The sequence below is a fragment of the Corallococcus caeni genome (assembly GCF_036245865.1).
Taxonomy (GTDB): domain Bacteria; phylum Myxococcota; class Myxococcia; order Myxococcales; family Myxococcaceae; genus Corallococcus; species Corallococcus caeni.
Window position 1 is genome coordinate 612,265 of record NZ_BTTW01000002.1, and the last position, 17,682, is coordinate 629,946.

The following is a 17,682-nucleotide window of genomic DNA, read 5'->3' on the forward strand; positions in this document are numbered from 1 at the left end:
GACCGCTGAAGTGTGATTGAACTTCGCGTCATGGCGACATCCCTCGAAGAGCTCTCCCAGCGGGTGTCCGCGGCGTTCGCGGACCGGGCGAAATTGAAGGACGCGGACACCGTGGCGGCGGTGCGCGAGACGCTTGCGCGGCTGGATGCCGGCGAGCTGCGCGTCGCGGAGAAGGGCCCGGAAGGCTGGCGGGTCAACGCCTGGGTGAAGGAGGCCATCCTCCTGTTCTTCGCCGTGTCGGAGATGCAGGTGATGGAGGTGGGCCCCTTCGAGTTCCACGACAAGGTGCCCCTGAAGAAGGGCCTGGAGGCGGCGGGCGTGCGCGTGGTGCCCCCGGGCACCGTGCGCTACGGCGCCTTCGTGGAGCGGGGCGCGGTGGTGATGCCCGGGTACGTGAACATCGGCGCGCGGGTGGGCGCGGGCACCATGGTGGACACCTGGGCCACCGTGGGGTCGTGCGCGCAGGTGGGCCGGCATGTCCACCTGTCGGGCGGCGTGGGCCTGGGCGGCGTGCTCGAGCCGCCTTCCGCGACGCCGGTCATCATCGAGGACGGCGCCTTCCTGGGCAGCCGCTCCATCGTGGTGGAGGGCGTGGTGGTGGAGGAGGAGGCGGTGCTCGGCGCCAACGTGGTGCTGACCGCGTCCACGCAGATCATCGACGTCACCGGGCCCCAGGAGGTCATCCACAAGGGCCGCGTCCCGGCCCGGAGCGTGGTGATTCCGGGCATGCGGGAGAAGCAGTTCCCCGCCGGGAAGTACATGGTCCCGTGCGCGCTCATCATCGGGCAGCGCAAGGCGTCCACCGACCAGAAGACCAGCCTCAACGCGGCCCTGCGGGAGTTCGCCGTCCCGGTGTGAGCGGCGCGAAAATCCGCCGCTGGCGCGGACGCGTATAGATGTCACGGGACGTGATACGTCCGCTGTCCTTCCAGGAACCCATGGAACACCTCGACGACATCCTCCCCGAGTGGCTGCTCGGGACCCTGGAGCCGGCCCGGCGCGACGCCGCGGCCCGGCACCTGGACGGCTGCGCGCGCTGCCGGGCGGAGCTGGCCCGGCTGACGCCCGCGGTGGATGCGCTGGGGGCGCTCGTCCCGCCGGTGACGCCTCCGGCCTCGGCGCTCACGCGGCTGATGGGCCAGATGGAGGGCCCCGGCCGCTTCGCCCGCTGGGCCGGGAGGGTGGCCGCGTTCCTGGACGTGACGGAAGGACGGGCCCGCGAGCTGCTGGAGTCCATGGCGGACGCCAGCAACTGGATGCCCGGACCGGTGGCGGGCGTGGAGCTGATGCCCGTGGAGACGGGGCCTGCGCGCGAGGGGATGATGGCCGCCGTCGTGCGCCTGATGCCCGGCGCCCGCTACCCGCGTCACGCGCACCTGGGCCGCGAGTGGAACCTGGTGCTGGAGGGCGGCTTCCGCGAGGACACCGGCCACGAGGTGTGGCCCGGCGACGAGCTGGAGAAGACGGACGGCTCGCTGCACGACTTCACCGCGCTGCAGGGCCCCGCGTGCATCTGCTTCACCGTGCTGGATGGCGTCACGTCCTTCGAGGAACTGGTGGACGGCGGCGCCTGACGGGACGGTGTGTCGGGCGCGGGCGGGGAGTATGGTGCTGCGCGCATGGCCTCCATCGACCTCGCCACCCGCCTCGCCCAGACGACGCTCGAGTTGTGTCGCATCGACAGCCCCATTGGCCACGAGGGTCCCATCGCGGACCACGTGGAAGGCTGGGCGCTGAAGCACTTCCGCCGCGAGGAGGTCTTCCGCGTCGGGCACACGCTGCTGCTGGGGTCGCTGGAGGACCCGCGCCCCACGGTGGCGCTCATCGGCCACCTGGACACGGTGCCCATGCACCCCGGGGACGTGGGCCGCGCGCCGCGCATCGAAGGGGAGCGCGTGCACGGGCTGGGCGCGTCCGACATGAAGGGCGGCGTCGCGGTGATGATGGCGCTGGCGGAGGACCTCAAGCGCGACGCGCTGCCCGTCAACGTGGCCTTCCTCCTGTACGAGCGCGAGGAGGGCGCCTATGCGGAGAGCGGCCTCATCCCGCTGTACGAGCAGCGGCCGGACCTGTCCCGCGTGAAGTTCGGCATCGCCATGGAGCCCACGGACGGCGTGGTGCAGGTGGGCTGCGTCGGCAGCATGCAGGTGACGGTCCGCTTCACGGGCAAGAGCGCGCACTCCGCGCGGCCGTGGCAGGGGGAGAACGCCATCCACAAGGCGGGGCCGCTGCTCACGGAGCTGCTGGGGCGCGAGCGCGTGGAGGTGAACGTCGCGGGCTTCCCCTTCTATGAAGTCCTCAGCGCCACGCTGGCCAAGGGCGGCCGCGCGCGCAACGTGGTGCCGGAGGCGTTCGAGCTGAACCTCAACTACCGCTTCGCGCCGGGCAAGAGCGTGGCGCAGGCGAAGGAGGACGTGCTGGCGCTGGTGGCGGGCCGCGCGGAGGTGGAGTTCACGGACGCGTCGCCCAGCGGGCCGGTGGCCGCGGGCAACCCGCTGTTCCAGCGGCTGATGGCGCTCACGGGGCTGCCGGCCGCGTCGAAGCAGGCGTGGACGGACGTGGCGCGCTTCGGCGAGTGGGGCGTGGACGCGGTGAACTTCGGGCCCGGTGAGACGGCGCAGGCGCACCAGCTCCACGAGAGCGCGCCCATCCCTCCCCTGGCCGTCGCGTACGAGAAGCTGGCCGCGTTCCTGAAGGGCGCGGCGTAGCGGTCCGCGTGACCGCCGTGCGCTCCGAGGCCGGATTTTCGGCCTCGCGCGGGATGTAGCACCGCGCGCATTCGTCAAGTGGAGTGCATCTGCATGGTGGGGCATGCGTGCACTTCTGGCGGATGCGCTTACCCTTCAGGTGTTGTCATCCCTGGAGGTTGTTGATGCACGCCGAGTCGAACATGCAGGACCCGAACGGAACCCCGTCGTCCAACACGATGCTGCCGGTCGGTGAGGCGACGTCCGCCACGCCGTCGCGCCGCCGCTCCTCCGGCGCGCGCAAGGGCGCCCGCAAGGCGTCGTCCCGTCGCACGGGGGCCGCGAAGAAGGCGACCGCCAGGCGCACCACGGCGAAGAAGGCCGCGGGCAAGCGCACCGCGAAGAAGGCCGCCGGCAAGCGCGGCACCGCGAAGCGTGGCGCCGCGAAGAAGGCCACCGCGAAGCGTGGCGCCCGCAAGGCTCCGGCCCGCCGCGCCGCCGCCGGCCGCACCGCCCGCAAGACGTCCAGCCGTGGCACGTCCGCGCGCAAGACGTCCGCTCGCAAGACGTCCGCTCGCAAGAGCCCGTCGCGCCGCTCCACGCGCCGCTAGCACTCCCTTCGCTGGCGGAACCGCGGGGAGCCGGCTGTCCCTTGAAAGGGATGCGCTCCCCGCACCGCGGCGTTTCGTCCTCTCAGGTGTTGGGAAGAAAGGCTGTTCCGGCCTGCGGTCTGTCATGGCCGTGAGTGGCGGGAATGCCCACCACCACCGGGTTCCCGCCACCTCTCCGGGTGGGCTCATGTCCCATCCCGGCCAGTCCTTATTCGCCGGATTACTCAAGTTCTCCGGTTGGGCAGGTTTGTCGTGGTGTCGGCCAGTGGACGTCGGTACAAGCCCTCGGGGTCCAACGAGGGGTGTGCATGTCCAAGGGGCGACAGAAGCAACCGTTCCAGCTGCCGGATTTCTATGTGCCCTGGCCGGCGCGGCTGAACCCGAACCTGGAAGCGGCCCGCGCGCACACCAAGGCGTGGTCGTACCAGATGGGCATCCTGGGGCCGCCTCGGGACGGCACGGACCGCGAGGTCTGGTCCGAGCGCCGCTTCGACGGCATGGACTACGCGCTGCTCTGTGCGTACACGCACCCGGAGGCGCCGGGCCCGGAGCTGGACCTCATCACGGACTGGTACGTCTGGGTCTTCTACTTCGACGACCACTTCCTGGAGGTCTTCAAGTACTCGCGCGACGTGAAGGGCGGGCAGGCCTACCTGGACCGGCTGCCGCTGTTCATGCCGCTGGACCTGTCCCAGACGCCGCCGGAGCCCGTCAACCCGGTGGAGCGCGCCCTCTGGGACCTGTGGCAGCGCACCGTGCCCTCCATGTCCATGGACTGGCGCCGCCGCTTCTTCGAGAACACCAAGCACCTGCTCGATGAGTCGATGTGGGAGATCGAGAACATCAGCGAGGCGCGCGTCTCCAACCCCATCGAGTACATCGAGATGCGCCGCAAGGTGGGCGGCGCGCCCTGGTCGTCGGACCTGGTGGAGCACGCCGTGGCCGCGGAGATTCCGGCGCGCGTCGTGAAGAGCCGCCCGATGCGCGTCTTCAAGGACACGTTCTCCGACGCGGTGCACCTGCGCAACGACCTGTTCTCCTACGAGCGCGAGCTGGAGGAGGGCGAGCTCTCCAACGGCGTGCTGGTGGTGGAGAAGTTCCTCGACTGCGACACCCAGCGCGCGGCGGACCTGGTCAACGACCTGCTCACGTCGCGGCTCCAGCAGTTCGAGACCACCTTCGCCACGGAGCTGCCGTGGCTCTTCGCGGAGTACGCCCTTAACCCGGTGGAGCAGGCGCAGGTGCTCACCTACCTGCGGGGCCTGCAAGACTGGCAGTCCGGCGGCCACGAGTGGCACATGCGCTCCAACCGCTACATGAACCAGCACTCGGAGGAGCGCCCGGCGCTGTCCATCCCCGTGCCCTCCGGCCTGGGGACCTCCGCGCTGCGCATCCCGCTGACGCCCGGCGCGCTGGGGCTGGGGCCCCGTGCCCGGTCCCTGAGCCACGTGCCCCGCCAGCACGTGGGCCCCACGAAGCTGCCGAAGTTCTACATGCCGTACAGCACGTACCTGAGTCCGCACCTGGACCGCGCGCGCAAGCACTCCAAGGACTGGGCGCGGCGGGTGGGCATGCTGGAGGTGCTGCCCGTCGTGGGGCTCTACGTCTGGGATGACCACAAGTTCGACGCGGCGGACGTGGCCCTCTGCGGCGCGCTCATCCACCCGGACGCGACGCCGGAGCAACTGGACCTGACGGCGTGCTGGCTCGTGTGGGGCACCTACGCGGACGACTACTTCCCCATGCTCTACGCGAACACGCGGGACATGGCGGGCGCGAAGGTGTTCAACGCGCGGCTGGGCCAGTTCATGCCGGACGACGTGGAGGCCGCCAACGCCGCGGTGCCCACCAACCCGGTGGAGCTGGGCCTGGCGGACCTGTGGAAGCGCACGGCGGGCCCGCTGTCGCCGCGCGGCCGCAAGCTGTTCCGCAAGGCCATCCAGGACATGACGGACAGCTGGGTGTGGGAGCTGAACAACCAGCTCATCAACCGCGTGCCGGACCCCGTGGACTACGTGGAGATGCGCCGCAAGACGTTCGGCTCGGACCTCACCATGAGCCTGTCGCGCCTCTCCAAGGGCGACGCGGTGCCGGAGGACGTCTTCAACACCCGCACGCTGCGCGGGCTGGAGAACTCCGCCGCGGACTACGCGTGCTTCGTCAACGACCTCTTCTCCTACCAGAAGGAGATTGAGTTCGAGGGCGAGCTCAACAACTGCGTCCTGGTGGTCCAGAAGTTCCTGGGCGTGGACAAGGACGAGGCCGTGAGCGTGGTCAACGCGCTGATGACCGCGCGCATGAAGCAGTTCCAGCACCTGGTGGCCAAGGAGCTGCCGGTGGTCATCCGCGCCTTCGACCTGGACGCGAAGGCCCAGGAGAAGCTGCACAAGTACGTGGAGCAGCTCCAGCAGTGGATGGCGGGCATCCCCCGGTGGCACGCGGGGGTGACGCGCTACACGGAAGACGAGCTGCGCCACGACGCGGCGCCGAAGCTCAAGGCCGGGAACCGCTCCGGCCTGGGCATGTCCGCGGCCCGCGTCGCCGAGCTGTTCCGCGCCGGCAAGCCCTGAGTTCAACCGCAGTCCGAACCCTTTTGAATCCTTAACCTGGAGACGGTGACCCCATGTCCAATGACCTGAAGAAGTTCGACGACAACAACCAGAGCCTTGGAACGCAGGCGGCGCGCCAGCTGGCGACGACGACCAAGTCCGAGCCGCAGATGCAGGGCATCTCCTCGCGGTGGCTGCTCAAGCTGCTGCCGTGGGTGCAGGTGTCCGGCGGCACGTACCGCGTCAACCGCCGCATGACCTACGCGGTGGGCGACGGCCGCGTCACCTTCACCAGCACCGGCGCCAAGGTGCAGGTGATTCCCCAGGAGCTGGGCGAGCTGCCCCTGCTGCGCGGCTACGAGGACGTGGACGCGCTCACCGCGCTGGCCAACCGCTTCGTGCAGAAGGAGTACAAGGCCGGTGAGGTCATCACCGAGGCCGGCAAGGAAGCGGACTCCATCGTCCTCATCGCCCACGGCAAGGTGAACCGCATCGGCACCGGCAAGTACGGCGAGCCGCTGGTGCTGGAGACGCTGGCGGACGGCGACCACTACAGCTACCAGGCGCTGCTGGAGTCGCAGGACTACTGGCAGTTCACGGCGAAGGCCGTCACGCCCGTCATCGCGCTCATCCTCCAGCAGTCCGCCTTCGAGGCGGTGGTGGCGCAGGTGCCGTCGCTGCAGAAGCACATCGAAGACTTCAAGGCCCGCTCCCGGAAGAAGCAGGACACCTCCGGCCAGAAGGCCATCGAGCTGGCCGCCGGCCACCACGGCGAGCCCGTGCTGCCCGGCACCTACGTGGACTACGAGACGCACCCGCGCGAGTACGAGCTGGCCGTCGCGCAGACCGTGCTGCAGATCCACACGCGCGTCGCGGACCTCTTCAACGACCCCATGAACCAGACGCAGCAGCAGCTGCGGCTGACGGTGGAGGCGCTGAAGGAGCGCAAGGAGCACGAGCTCATCAACAACCGCGAGTTCGGCCTGCTGCACAACGCGGACCTGAAGCAGCGCATCCACACCCGCTCCGGCGCCCCGACGCCGGACGACATGGACGAGCTCCTGGCCACGGTGTGGAAGGAGCCGTCGTTCTTCCTGGCCCACCCGCGCGCCATCGCCGCGTTCGGGCAGGAGTGCAACAAGCGCGGCATCTACCCCACCAGCATCGACATGAACGGGAACATGATCCCCGCGTGGCGCGGCATCCCCATCGTGTCCTGCAACAAGCTGCCCATCAGCGAGTCGCGCACCACGTCCATCATGCTGATGCGCGTGGGTGAGAAGAACCAGGGCGTCGTCGGCCTGCACCAGGCGGGCATCCCGGATGAGATCGAGCCCAGCCTCAACGTCCGGTTCATGGGCATCAACGAGAAGGCCATCATGAACTACCTGGTGACGGCGTACTTCTCCGCGGCGGTGCTCACCCCGGACGCGCTCGGCATCCTGGAGAGCGTGGAGCTGGGCCGCTCGTAGTCCGTCCCACTCTAGCGACCCGGAGATTCTTCCATGGCGAATCCAGTGAAGGACGTAGCGGCGCACGAAGGCCAGAGCCTCAGCACGGCCGGCGCGCGTCAGCTCGCGACGACGACGAAGACGCAGCCGGTGATGCAGGGCATCTCGCCCCGCTGGCTCCTGCGCGTGCTGCCGTGGGTGCAGGTGTCCGGCGGCACGTTCCGCGTCAATCGCCGGCTGACGTACACCGTGGGCGACGACCGGCTGAACTTCAGCAACGTCGGCGTCAAGGTGGAGGTCATCCCGCAGGAGCTGCTCAAGCTGCCGCTGATGCGGGGCTTCGAGGACGTGGATGACCTGCTCATGCGCACCCTGGCCAGCCGCTTCACGCAGCGGCAGGTCAAGGCGGGGGAGAACATCGTGGAGGCGGGCCAGTCCGCCGAGCACGTGTACCTGCTGGCGCACGGCAAGGCGCAGAAGCTGACGGCCGGCAAGTACGGCGACCCGGTGGTGCTGGACACGCTGGCGGACGGTGACCACTTCGGCGACCAGGCGGTGGTGGAGTCGAACGACGTGTGGCCCTTCACCGTCAAGGCCCTCACGGCCTGCACGGTGATGGCGCTGCCGCAGGAGGTGTTCGAGTCCCTCATCGCCCAGTCCCCGGCGCTCAAGGCGCACGTGGACCGCTACAAGGCGAACCTCAAGAAGCCCCAGGACAAGGCGGGGCAGGCCGCCATCGCGCTGGCCGCCGGTCACCACGGCGAGCCCGCGCTGCCCGGCACCTTCGTGGACTACGAGCTGAAGCCGCGCGAGTACGAGCTGAGCGTGGCGCAGACCATCCTGCGCGTGCACACCCGCGTCTCCGACATCTTCAACGACCCGATGAACCAGACCGCGGAGCAGCTGCGGCTGACCATCGAGGCGCTGAAGGAGCGCAAGGAGCACGAGCTCATCAACAACCCGGAGTTCGGGCTGCTGCACAACGCGGACCTGAAGCAGCGCATCAACACGCGCTCCGGCCCGCCGACGCCGGACGACCTGGACGAGCTGCTGTCGCGCCGCCGCAAGACGCGCTTCATGCTGGCCCACCCGCGCGCCATCGCGGCGTTCGGCCGGGAGTGCAACAAGCGCGGCCTCTACCCGACGGTGGTGGACGTGGAGGGGCAGAAGATGCAGGCGTGGCGCGGGGTGCCCATGCTCCCCTGCGACAAGCTCCCCATCACGCGGGAGAACACCAGCGCCATCATCGCCATGCGCATCGGTCCGGACGACCAGGGCGTCATCGGCCTGCACAACGCCGGCATCCCCGACGAGGTGGAGCCGAGCCTCACCGTGAAGCGCATGGCCGTCAACGACCAGGCCATCACGAACTACCTGGTGAGCACGTACTACTCCGCCGCCGTGCTCGTCCCGGACGCGCTGGGCGTGCTGGAGAACGTGGCGCTCGGCGGCTGAAGCGGTTCACGTCGTGAAGCATGAGCGGGCCCGGTGCTCTTTGAGTGCACCGGGCCCGTTTCGCGTTCAGCGGCACCGCGCGAAGTCCCCCCGGTCTAGTACTTCACGCGCACCAGGAACACGTCGCCGCGCGTGGGCTTGAGCTTGTCCACGCCGAAGTCCGTGACGCGGTCCGTGTAGCCGAACAGGACCGCGTCCCCGTCCGGCATCAGCGTCACCGCCGGCACCGCCTCCACGCCGTACAGCTCGCCGCGCGCCTCCGGCGTGGCGCCCAGGAAGAGCCGCGACGCCAGGGGCTGACCCGTGGGGTCGAAGCGCTGGGTGAAGAGCTGCGCGGACCCCAGTCCGTCCGTGCCCGTGGTGCCGTTCTCCAGCCACGAGTACGTGTAGCCCACCACCAGCACCTCGCCGGTGGAGTGGATGGCCACGCCCTGCACGGACGCGTCCACGCCCAGGTCGCGCGCCCAGCGCTCGGTGCCGTCCGCGCCCGTCACCACCACGAAGGGGCTGGGGCTGGAGGCGCCCTTCAGCGACGCGCCCGCCCAGGAGAAGCTGCCCTGGAAGTCGCCGCCCGCCACCACGTCTCCGGCGGCGTCGCGGCTCACGTCCCGGACGCTGCCCTTCACGCCCGGCCGCACCTTCGCCCAGCCGAGCGTGCCGTTCCCCCGGTACAGCGCCACGAAGGGGCTGCCCGAACCGGATCCCTGCGTGACGGTGGTGCCGAAGCGCACCGTGCCCACGTAGCGCCCCGCCACCGCCACGCTGCCGTCCGCGCCGGGTGACAGGGACAGGGGCTCCGCGCCCGCGCCCTCGGACTCCGCGCTGCCCACGGCGAAGGCCCGCTCCGCCGTGCCGTCCGCGGCGAACACCGCCACGCCGGCCGAAGCGCCCCTCACCTCGTTGCCCAGGTCCACCGCGCCCGGCGCGGTATAGGCCACGTAGAGCCTTCCTTCCGCGTCCGCCGCCACGTCCTTCACCGTCAGCTCGCCGGGCACCCGGTGCGCCCAGAGCGTCGCGCCGTCCGCGTCCAGCCGGGCGACGATGGCGCCGTTGCTGAGCTTGCCCGTGCCCAGGTCCACCGTGCCCAGGACGTTGCCGGCCAGGAGCATGCCGCCCGCGCCGTCCGCCGCCACGCGGGCGTGCACGTCGGCGCGCAGCGCTTCGGGCGTGGGGTCCACGCGCACGTCGTACGCGTGCGTCCACAGCGTCTGTCCCTTACCGGAGCGCCGCGTGAGCACCAGCTCCACGGCGTCATCCGTGGGGTTGCGCGCCTCCAGGTCGTCGTAGCCGTGCACGGCGGCGGTGAAGAAGTCCCCGGTGGCGGCGTCCACCGCCAGGTCCAGCGCGAGGTCGTCCTGGGCCGCGCCCTCCTTCGCCAGCCACAGCGTGGCCCCCGAGGCGGGTGGCACCTGCTCCGGCTGCTTGTCCGGAGGCGGCTGGGTCTGTGGGTTCTCATTGCCCGGCGGCGTCTGCGTGCCGCTTCCCGGCGGTGGAACGTCGCCCGGCACCCCGGGCTGCTCCGCGGGGGGACATCCCATCTTCGAATCCTGGCAGTCGTTCGGGTCGGGCGTCTCCGCCCCGCCCCCGCACCCCCACCCTCCGCCGATCGCGAAACCCAGCACCGTCGCACCCACGACAGTCCGGCGCCACCCCCGCCCCAGATACATGGAATCCCCTCCGTGTACGGCAGGGTTCTCACGCCAGCCCACACCGGCAAATACGGCGCGGGAGGCTGCTCGGCCGCCCGCTGCCAGAAGGTGCGAGTGGGGCTCCGGACGCCGTGGATGGACGACGCGAGCACCCAGGAAGGTCCTCGCGTTTACCCACCCGGCGATCAAAGCCAGACACTACCGCCAGAAGCCGATGGAGACGCCCCAGTTGGAGTAGCGGCTCGCCAGGTCGAACGACGCGGTGATGGCCCAGTCCTCCCAGTAGCGCAGCACGAACAGCTCGAAGCCGCCGGTGAGGTGCGGCCGGGGATTCCTGTCCGGGAAGGGGGACGCCTCCAGCCAGGTGCCCGCGCGCAGGCGCAAGAGGCCCGGGAAGGTGTCCCATTCTGCGCCCAGGCGCGGCTGGAAGGTGGCGGTGTCGCCCACGAACTGCGGCGCCGTGGCGGTGGCGAACGAGCGCGCCGACACCGCGTTGCTCACGCTGGAGATGAGGTCCACCTGCGCGGTGATGAGCCACCGTCCCGCCAGCGCGTCGCGGGGCTCCTCCTCCGGCACCGGCAGCGCGTCCCCGTCCACCTGGAGCTGCCGGCGGGCGGCGGGGGACAGCCGGTTGTAGCGGTGCGCGCCCTCGCCCAGCCGCCAGCTGGCGCCCAGCGACAGCACCGCGGGGGACACCACGGCCGCGTAGACCTGCCGCCCCGCGATGAAGGGGCTCTGGCCGTCATCGCGGCGCCAGCCCGCCACCACCTCCGGGCGCACCGCCACGCCAATGCGGTAGGGCCGCCCGTGCGGACGGAAGAGCATGTCCACCGCCACGCCGGTGTCTCCGTAGCGCCAGGATTCGTCGCCCAGCTCACTGAAGCTGGCCTGCGCGGAGAAGATGCCCAGCGACAGGATGAAGTCGTCCTGGCCGAAGGCCACGGAGCCCGCGAGCACGGACTGGGTGAGGGAGACGCGCAGCTTCTCGCCCTCGCCCCGGCAGCCCAGGGTGATGCAGTAGCCCGTGCGGCTGTTGCGCCACAGGAAGCCGATGCCGAAGCGCTTGTATTGCAACATCAGCGCGCCCAGCAGCTGGCGGCTGTCCACGGAGTCGTCGGCCAGGCCGTCGTTGTCCACGTCCCGGCGCTTGGTGCCGGTGAAGGGCAGGTCCAGCCAGGACAGGGTGACGCCCAGGTCCCAGTCGCGCTCCAGGGAAGAGCTGCGCTGGGCCAGGGCGGACAGGTTGCTGGACACGCCCGCGGCGCCCTCCGCGATGCCCACGTAGGCGCCGCCCAGGCCCACCATGCGCGCAGAGCCCAGGAGCGCGCCGGAGTTGAAGTACAGCCGCTCCGGGCGGGGCTCCGTGGGCACATCGTCCTGGGCGGAGGCCGGCAGCGCGGTGAGGGACACCGCGCACGCCAGGGCCGCCAGGGTACCGCGCACGCCGTGAATCACCGGACCGCGGCCCCTTCGCTGAAGAGGCGGTCCGCCTCCGCGGCCAGGGAGGTGTCGCGGGCCGTGAGGCCGCCCGCGTCGTGCGTGACCAGCGCCAGCGTCACCTTGCGCCACCGGATGTCGATGTCCGGGTGGTGGTCCGCGGCCTCCGCTGCCTTCGCCACGCGCTCCACGAAGGCGATGCCGTCCAGGAACGAGGGCGCTTCATAGGTGCGGCGGATCATCCCGCCCTCGTGCTTCCAGGCGGGGTGCTGGGCGAGGAAGGTCTGGAGCGCATCCGGGGAGAGCAACGTGCGGTCGTAGGCCATGGCGGCCGTTCTACCCGCTCCCCCGCCCGATGGAAGCCCCGGCGCGTTCAATGCGCCGGGCTTCGGTGTCTCATTTCACGCTCGCGCAACCGCCCGCTTCCACTTTTCCAGGTGGCGCGCGCGGACCTCGGGCTTCATCTTCGGCTTGAAGGTCCGGTCCGCCTTCCACGCGCGGCGGATGGCGTCCGGGCTGGTCCACACGCCCGCGCCCAGGCCGCCCAGGAAGGCCGCGCCCAGGGCCGTGGTCTCAAGATTTCGCGGGCGGACCACCGGCACTCCCAGCAGGTCCGCCTGGTACTGCATGAGCAGGTTGTTGGCCGCCGCGCCGCCGTCCGCCTTGAAGACGGGGATGTCCCGCCCGCTGTCGCGGCGCATGGCCTCCGCCAGGTCGTGGATTTGGAGGGCCACGCCCTCCAGCGTCGCGCGGGCCAGGTGCGCCACGGTGGTGGAGCGGTCGATGCCGGCGAACAGGCCGCGCGCCTCCGGGCGCCAGTGCGGCGCGCCCAGGCCCGCGAGCGCCGGGACGAAGACGACGTCGCCGGAGTCCTTCACGCTGGCGGCCAGCGCCTCCACGTCCGGGGCCTTCTTGATGACCTTGAGGCCGTCGCGCAGCCACTGCACGGCGGCGCCCGCGATGAAGGAGCTGCCCTCCAGCGCGTAGTGCGTGGTGTTGCCCAGCTTCCACGCCACGGTGGTGAGCAGCCCCGCGGTGGAGCGCACCGGCTGGGTGCCGGTGTTCATGAGGAGGAAGGCGCCGGTGCCGTAGGTGCACTTGGATTCACCGGGGTTGAAGCACGCCTGCCCGAAGAGGGCCGCCTGCTGGTCCCCCGCCATGCCCGCGACGAGGATGCCGTCCGGCAGGCTGCGCATGCCGCGCGTGGTGCCGTACACCTCCGCGTTGCCGCGAATCTCCGGCAGGCACGCGCGGGGCACGCCCAGGAGCGAGCACAGCTCGTCGTCCCAGTTGAGCGAGCGCAGGTCCATGAGCAGCGTGCGGCTGGCGTTGGACACGTCCGTGACGTGGGCGGCGCCGCCGGTGAGCTTGAAGACGAGCCAGGAGTCCATGGTGCCGAAGCACACGTCGCCGCGCTCGGCGCGCTTCTTGGCGCCCTTCAGGTGGTTGAAGAACCAGGTGAGCTTGGTGCCGGAGAAGTAGGGGTCCAGCACCAGGCCCGTGACCTCACGCACGCGGGGCTCCACCCCTTGCGCCTTGAGCCGCTGACAGATGTCCGCGGTGCGGCGGTCCTGCCAGACGATGGCGCGGGCCAGGGGCTCCGCGGTTTCACGGTCCCAGAGGCCCGTCGTCTCACGCTGGTTGGTGATGCCCACCACGGCGATGTCGCGGCCGGTGAGGCCGGCGTCCTTGAGGGCGCGCGCGATGCACCACTCGCTGGTGTTCCAGATGTCGATCAGGTCGTGCTCCACCCACGACGGCTTGGGGAAGTGCTGGGGCAGCTCCTTGTAGGAGCGGCCCACCACCTGCAACCGGGTGTCGAGGATGGAGACGTGGGTCCCCGTGGTGCCCTGGTCCAGGGCCAGGACGTATTTCGCCTTCGCCATGCGTGCGGAGCCTCTTTCATCGGCCGGTGGCCGGACACGGAAGAGGGGACCCTACTCCAAGCGGAGGCGCCCGCAGCGACGGAGCGTGCGAGGTGTCAGGCACCGGGAGCTGTCCGTGGAACGCTCCCGTGCCTGCGTGGGGGTGCCGTGGGGGGACGCCTGGCCGGGGGAAGTCCACGGTACTTCCCGGCGCCACCCGCGCACGGCGGCCCGCTAATAGCCTGCTGGCCGCGAGCGGCTGTTCATGAAGCGGCGCAGGCCGTAGGCGCCCAGGCCCGCGAGGACCATCCGGCCCAGCGAGCCGCCCGCGCCCGAGGACCGGCGTCCCCGGTAGCCGTAGCCGATGGGACGGCGGCCATAGGCGCTGCGTCCCCGGTTCCAACCGCCGCCGGTGAAGACGCTCCGGCGGGAGCCGCTCAACGCTCCCAGCAGGTTCGATAGCAATGCCATGGTGTCACTCCGTGGTGAAGGGTACGGGGCCCGTGTGTCCTTCCGGGGGTTGGACCCGTGAAGGACGCGCGTGCATTGAAAGGTGGGCCCTACGCCGTGCGTCGACACCCCGTGTCGGACAGTGCGCACGGGGCGCCGTGCCCCGGGCCGGAGGGCAGGCGGGCGGGCCCGTGGGAATGGCGGCTACGGGAGCCCGAGCAATCCGGATGCATGTCATTGAGTGGGAGGGCATTGGCTGCCTGCCCATCGAACGAAAGCTTCGGAGGGGTGAAGCGTGGCCCACCCGGTTCCCTGCCATGTGCGGCGTCTCCACTTTCGTTCAGGAGCGCGCCATCCCCCGCGCTCCGAACGTGAAGGACTCAGTCGCAGGCGGCAGCACGCGTGGGGGTCCGTCATCCCTGTGGGGCGGACCCCCATGTTCTTCTCAGGCCTTCGGTACGAGCCCCTCTTCACGCAGGAAGGCCACCGTGCGGGCCACGCCGTCGGTGAGCGGGGTGGGGCGGAAGGCCAGCTCGCGCTGGGCCTTGGCCGCGTTCACGTGGGCCTCCCAGCGCATGAAGGACAGCTGGCCGGGCGCGACGAGCGGCGTGAAGGGGAATACGCGCGCGAGCGGCGCGGACACGCGGGCCAGGGCCTCCATGAGGAAGACGGGCGCGACGGCGGGCGGCTTGCCTGTGCCGGCGGCCTGGCTGATGGCGAGCGCGAGGTCCGCGTTGCTCACGTACTGGTCGGAGACGAGGTAGCGCTCGCCGTTGACGCCGCGCTCGGCGGCGGCGAGGTGCACGTCGGTGCAGCCGTCCACGTAGACCACGGACATGCCGCCCGGCGGGAGCAGCGGGGCCTTCTTGTTGAGCAGCTGGATGAAGAAGGAGTTGAGCCCCACGTGCACGGGGCTGGGGCCGTAGACGGCGGCCGGGTTGACGAAGACGACGTCCAGGCCCTGCTGGCGGATGGCCTCCACGGCGCGCTCGGCGTCCTGCTTGGAGCGTTCGTAGGCGGTGGGCTTGGGGTGCGGGTCGATGTGGGCTTCGGTCAGCTCGCCGCCCCGGGGCGCGGCGAAGACGTCCATGGTGGACGTGTAGACCACGCGGCGCACCTTCGCGGCGTGCGCGGCGGACAGGACGTTGACGCTGCCCTGGCGGTTCACGCGGTCGAAGATGGACGCGTCCCGCTGCCACTGCTCCGGCATGCCCGCGGCGTGGAAGACCAGCTCCACGTCCTGCATCGCGGCGGGCAGGGTGCCGGGGGACGTGACGTCACCGGGAACAAGCTGCACGGAAACAGGGAGCAGCTTCGCGGCGCGGGCCGGGTCGCGCACGAGCGCGCGCACGGAGGCGCCCTGCTTCACGAGCCGCTGCGCGATGGCGTTGCCGATGAGGCCGGTGGCCCCGGTGACGAGGACGTTCATGGGCCGGCAATCTAGCCGGAGTCACCGGTGCCGCGCGCCGCGCGGCTCGGGGCGGCAGCGCAGCCCGTCGAAGAACATCCCGGTGAGGCGGGGGACGCGCTTGGGGTCCGAGGCGTTCTCCGCGGCCGCGAGCGAGATGGCCATGGCCATGCACACCACGTCATCCAGGAGGATGTCGCTTCGCACCTCGCCCGCGCGCTGGGCGGCCTCCAGCAGGCGTTGGCCCTCGGCCGTCGTCGCGTCACAGCCCACGGTGTGGTTCTTCAGGACGATGCCCAGCGACGCCGCGAGCCCCTTGTACATGCCCGCGCTGTGCACGAGCTCCGTGAGGAAGACGCGCAGCGCATCGAGCGGGGGCAGGGACTCCGAGCGTTCACGGCTCTTCTTCGCGAGCGTCAGGAGCTGCTCGTCGCACGTCGCCGCGAGCAGCGCCTCCCGCGACTCGAAGTGCCGGTAGAGCGTGCCAATGCCGACCTCCGCCTGCTTCGCGACGTCGGCGAGTGACGCGTCCGCGCCACGCTCGGAGAACACGGCATGCGCCGCCGCGAGCAGCCGCTCCCGGTTGCGCCGCGCGTCCGCGCGCAAGGCTCCGCCCTTCGCGTCCTCCACCGGCGGATTCTGGGCGTGCTTCGCCTTCACTTGAAAAACGGAGGATAGCTCCGTATTTAACCGGAGCAATCCTCCGTTTAGCAAGCGAAAGGCAGGACCGGATGACGACGAAGCGCGAGACCGTGTTGGTGCTGGGCGCGACAGGACAGCAGGGAGGCGCGACGGCGCGGGCGCTGTTGAAGGATGGCTGGCGGGTCCGCGCGCTCGTGCGCGATCCGTCGACCGCGAAGGCCCGGGAGCTTGAAGCGGCGGGCGTGGAACTGGTGCGCGGGGACATGGGGGACCGCGCGTCGCTCGACCGGGCGGTCGCGGGGGCGTACGGCGTCTTCAGCATCCAGCCGGCCTCGCCACAGGTGAACCATGGCTTCACGGACGAGGACGAGGTCCGTTTCGGCCTCTCCATCGCGGACGCGGCGAAGGCCGCGGGCGTGCAGCACTTCGTCTACACGTCCGTGCTGGGGCTGCGTCCTGGCTCGGGCGTGGGCCACTTCGAGAGCAAGTGGCGCATCGAGGAGCACGTCCGGGCGAGCGGCCTGCGCGCGACCATCGTGCGGCCGGGGACCTTCTTCGAGCTGTTGCTGGTGCCGGACTTCGGCCTGAGCCCGCGCGGGTTCCAGTTCTTCATGCGTCCGGACCAGCCCATGCAGTTCATCGCGGCGGAGGACATCGGCGTGCTGACCGCGCGCGTGTTCGCGGATCCGCGCACCTACGTGGGGGCCACGCTGGAGATGGCGGGGGACTCGCTCACCGGCGACCAGCTCGCGGAGAAGATCAGCCGGGCCACCCGGACGTCCCTCTCCTACGCCCGGTTCCCGCCGGAGGTGCTGGAGGCGGTCCCGATGCTGCGCAAGCTGGTGAAGATGATTGATGCGGGGGGGTTGGACGGGAGCGCGGACATCCCGGCGCTGCGGCGGCTGGCCCCGGGCCTGCTCACGTTCGACGCCTGGCTGGAGCGCGGGGGTGCCGCGGCGCTCCGGGAGCGCCTCGCGGCCTGACGCCCCGCATGCGCTGGCGCTTCATTCGCTGTTTCCGCGCGTGATAGACCCGTACCCGTACGACTTCAGGGGAGGACGTCATGACGGGAGCCATCAGCCTGGAAGCCTTGGCGGCGTACATCCGGGACGCGTTCAAGGACGTGCACATGGATGCGCGGACGCCGGACGTCTTCTTCTTCGCGGGAGACGAGCGGCAGCACCCCTTCGCCACCATCGTCACGCGGGACACCGAGCTCGACCACCACTCGAAGCTGGACCGCCCGGGCGTGTTCCGGCTGAACCTGTGCGTGGGGAAGGACAGCTTCCAGAAGCTGTTCCCCGAGCCCCACCCGAACGTCGACTTCACGGCCCAGGACGTGCTCCTGCCGCACCCGGTCCATGCGCGGATGTTCTGGCTGAGCGTCCTCAATCCCAGCCACGAGACGTTCTACGTGCTGCGCCCGTACCTGCGCGAGGCCTACGACCTCCAGATAGGCCGGGGCGCCCGGGGCTGAG

Annotated in this window: 16 protein-coding genes; 9 read left to right on the top strand and 7 right to left on the bottom strand. The window is 70.7% G+C overall.

Annotation, left to right across the window (positions count from 1 at the left end):
- Positions 1-30 precede the first annotated feature (30 nt).
- The 7 genes from AABA78_RS10625 (at position 31) to AABA78_RS10655 (ending at position 8,753) form a co-directional block, all read left to right on the top strand.
- Entirely contained in the window at positions 31-858 is an 828-nt protein-coding gene (locus AABA78_RS10625; protein WP_338262852.1) for a 2,3,4,5-tetrahydropyridine-2,6-dicarboxylate N-succinyltransferase, read from the top strand.
- An 80-nt stretch (positions 859-938) separates the two neighbouring features.
- A complete protein-coding gene (locus AABA78_RS10630) occupies positions 939-1,574 on the top strand; it encodes a cupin domain-containing protein (RefSeq protein ID WP_338262853.1) in 636 nt (211 codons plus the stop codon).
- Between the two features lie 45 nt (positions 1,575-1,619).
- Positions 1,620-2,708 carry a succinyl-diaminopimelate desuccinylase gene (dapE, locus tag AABA78_RS10635; protein WP_338262854.1) on the top strand — a complete coding sequence of 363 codons (1,089 nt, stop codon included), beginning with the start codon at positions 1,620-1,622 and terminating at the stop codon, positions 2,706-2,708.
- Between the two features lie 164 nt (positions 2,709-2,872).
- Positions 2,873-3,298 (top strand): cell envelope biogenesis protein TolA, encoded by a 426-nt coding sequence (locus AABA78_RS10640; RefSeq protein WP_338262855.1) that lies wholly within the window; start codon positions 2,873-2,875, stop codon positions 3,296-3,298.
- A 308-nt stretch (positions 3,299-3,606) separates the two neighbouring features.
- On the top strand, positions 3,607-5,868 hold the full coding sequence (locus AABA78_RS10645; protein WP_338262856.1) for a family 2 encapsulin nanocompartment cargo protein terpene cyclase: 2,262 nt from the start codon (positions 3,607-3,609) through the stop codon (positions 5,866-5,868).
- Between the two features lie 53 nt (positions 5,869-5,921).
- Complete coding sequence (locus AABA78_RS10650) at positions 5,922-7,319, top strand: family 2B encapsulin nanocompartment shell protein (protein WP_338262857.1); 1,398 nt, start codon at positions 5,922-5,924, stop codon at positions 7,317-7,319.
- A gap of 33 nt (positions 7,320-7,352) precedes the next feature.
- Positions 7,353-8,753: a family 2B encapsulin nanocompartment shell protein gene (locus tag AABA78_RS10655; protein WP_338262858.1), complete on the top strand. Its 1,401-nt coding sequence runs from the start codon at positions 7,353-7,355 to the stop codon at positions 8,751-8,753.
- A 95-nt stretch (positions 8,754-8,848) separates the two neighbouring features.
- Here AABA78_RS10655 and AABA78_RS10660 read toward each other — a convergent pair whose 3' ends face one another.
- From AABA78_RS10660 to AABA78_RS10690, 7 genes are all read right to left on the bottom strand, one after another.
- On the bottom strand, positions 8,849-10,291 hold the full coding sequence (locus AABA78_RS10660) for a PQQ-binding-like beta-propeller repeat protein (protein ID WP_338262859.1): 1,443 nt from the start codon (positions 10,289-10,291) through the stop codon (positions 8,849-8,851).
- A 309-nt stretch (positions 10,292-10,600) separates the two neighbouring features.
- A complete protein-coding gene (locus AABA78_RS10665; protein WP_338262860.1) occupies positions 10,601-11,845 on the bottom strand; it encodes a hypothetical protein in 1,245 nt (414 codons plus the stop codon).
- Positions 11,846-11,853: 8 nt separating this feature from the next.
- A complete protein-coding gene (locus AABA78_RS10670; RefSeq protein ID WP_171418102.1) occupies positions 11,854-12,165 on the bottom strand; it encodes a 4a-hydroxytetrahydrobiopterin dehydratase in 312 nt (103 codons plus the stop codon).
- Positions 12,166-12,240: 75 nt separating this feature from the next.
- Entirely contained in the window at positions 12,241-13,725 is a 1,485-nt protein-coding gene (gene glpK, locus AABA78_RS10675) for a glycerol kinase GlpK (protein ID WP_338262861.1), read from the bottom strand.
- Between the two features lie 213 nt (positions 13,726-13,938).
- Complete coding sequence (locus tag AABA78_RS10680) at positions 13,939-14,175, bottom strand: hypothetical protein (RefSeq protein ID WP_171418107.1); 237 nt, start codon at positions 14,173-14,175, stop codon at positions 13,939-13,941.
- A 424-nt stretch (positions 14,176-14,599) separates the two neighbouring features.
- A complete protein-coding gene (locus tag AABA78_RS10685) occupies positions 14,600-15,583 on the bottom strand; it encodes an SDR family NAD(P)-dependent oxidoreductase (RefSeq protein WP_338262862.1) in 984 nt (327 codons plus the stop codon).
- 21 nt (positions 15,584-15,604) lie between these two features.
- On the bottom strand, positions 15,605-16,222 hold the full coding sequence (locus AABA78_RS10690) for a TetR/AcrR family transcriptional regulator (protein WP_338262863.1): 618 nt from the start codon (positions 16,220-16,222) through the stop codon (positions 15,605-15,607).
- A gap of 71 nt (positions 16,223-16,293) precedes the next feature.
- On the opposite strand from AABA78_RS10690, the gene AABA78_RS10695 reads away from it, so the two are divergent.
- Positions 16,294-17,187 (top strand): NmrA/HSCARG family protein, encoded by an 894-nt coding sequence (locus tag AABA78_RS10695; protein ID WP_338262864.1) that lies wholly within the window; start codon positions 16,294-16,296, stop codon positions 17,185-17,187.
- Positions 17,188-17,267: 80 nt separating this feature from the next.
- Entirely contained in the window at positions 17,268-17,681 is a 414-nt protein-coding gene (locus AABA78_RS10700) for a DUF6194 family protein (RefSeq protein ID WP_338262865.1), read from the top strand.
- The last annotated feature ends 1 nt before the right edge of the window (position 17,682 follow it).

Coding starts and splice junctions, on each gene's coding strand:
- AABA78_RS10625 (WP_338262852.1), top strand. CDS start 31: ATGGCGACATCCCTCGAAGAGCTCTCCCAGCGGGTGTCCGCGGCGTTC.
- AABA78_RS10630 (WP_338262853.1), top strand. CDS start 939: ATGGAACACCTCGACGACATCCTCCCCGAGTGGCTGCTCGGGACCCTG.
- dapE (WP_338262854.1), top strand. CDS start 1,620: ATGGCCTCCATCGACCTCGCCACCCGCCTCGCCCAGACGACGCTCGAG.
- AABA78_RS10640 (WP_338262855.1), top strand. CDS start 2,873: ATGCACGCCGAGTCGAACATGCAGGACCCGAACGGAACCCCGTCGTCC.
- AABA78_RS10645 (WP_338262856.1), top strand. CDS start 3,607: ATGTCCAAGGGGCGACAGAAGCAACCGTTCCAGCTGCCGGATTTCTAT.
- AABA78_RS10650 (WP_338262857.1), top strand. CDS start 5,922: ATGTCCAATGACCTGAAGAAGTTCGACGACAACAACCAGAGCCTTGGA.
- AABA78_RS10655 (WP_338262858.1), top strand. CDS start 7,353: ATGGCGAATCCAGTGAAGGACGTAGCGGCGCACGAAGGCCAGAGCCTC.
- AABA78_RS10660 (WP_338262859.1), bottom strand. CDS start 10,291: ATGGGATGTCCCCCCGCGGAGCAGCCCGGGGTGCCGGGCGACGTTCCA.
- AABA78_RS10670 (WP_171418102.1), bottom strand. CDS start 12,165: ATGGCCTACGACCGCACGTTGCTCTCCCCGGATGCGCTCCAGACCTTC.
- glpK (WP_338262861.1), bottom strand. CDS start 13,725: ATGGCGAAGGCGAAATACGTCCTGGCCCTGGACCAGGGCACCACGGGG.
- AABA78_RS10680 (WP_171418107.1), bottom strand. CDS start 14,175: ATGGCATTGCTATCGAACCTGCTGGGAGCGTTGAGCGGCTCCCGCCGG.
- AABA78_RS10685 (WP_338262862.1), bottom strand. CDS start 15,583: ATGAACGTCCTCGTCACCGGGGCCACCGGCCTCATCGGCAACGCCATC.
- AABA78_RS10695 (WP_338262864.1), top strand. CDS start 16,294: ATGACGACGAAGCGCGAGACCGTGTTGGTGCTGGGCGCGACAGGACAG.
- AABA78_RS10700 (WP_338262865.1), top strand. CDS start 17,268: ATGACGGGAGCCATCAGCCTGGAAGCCTTGGCGGCGTACATCCGGGAC.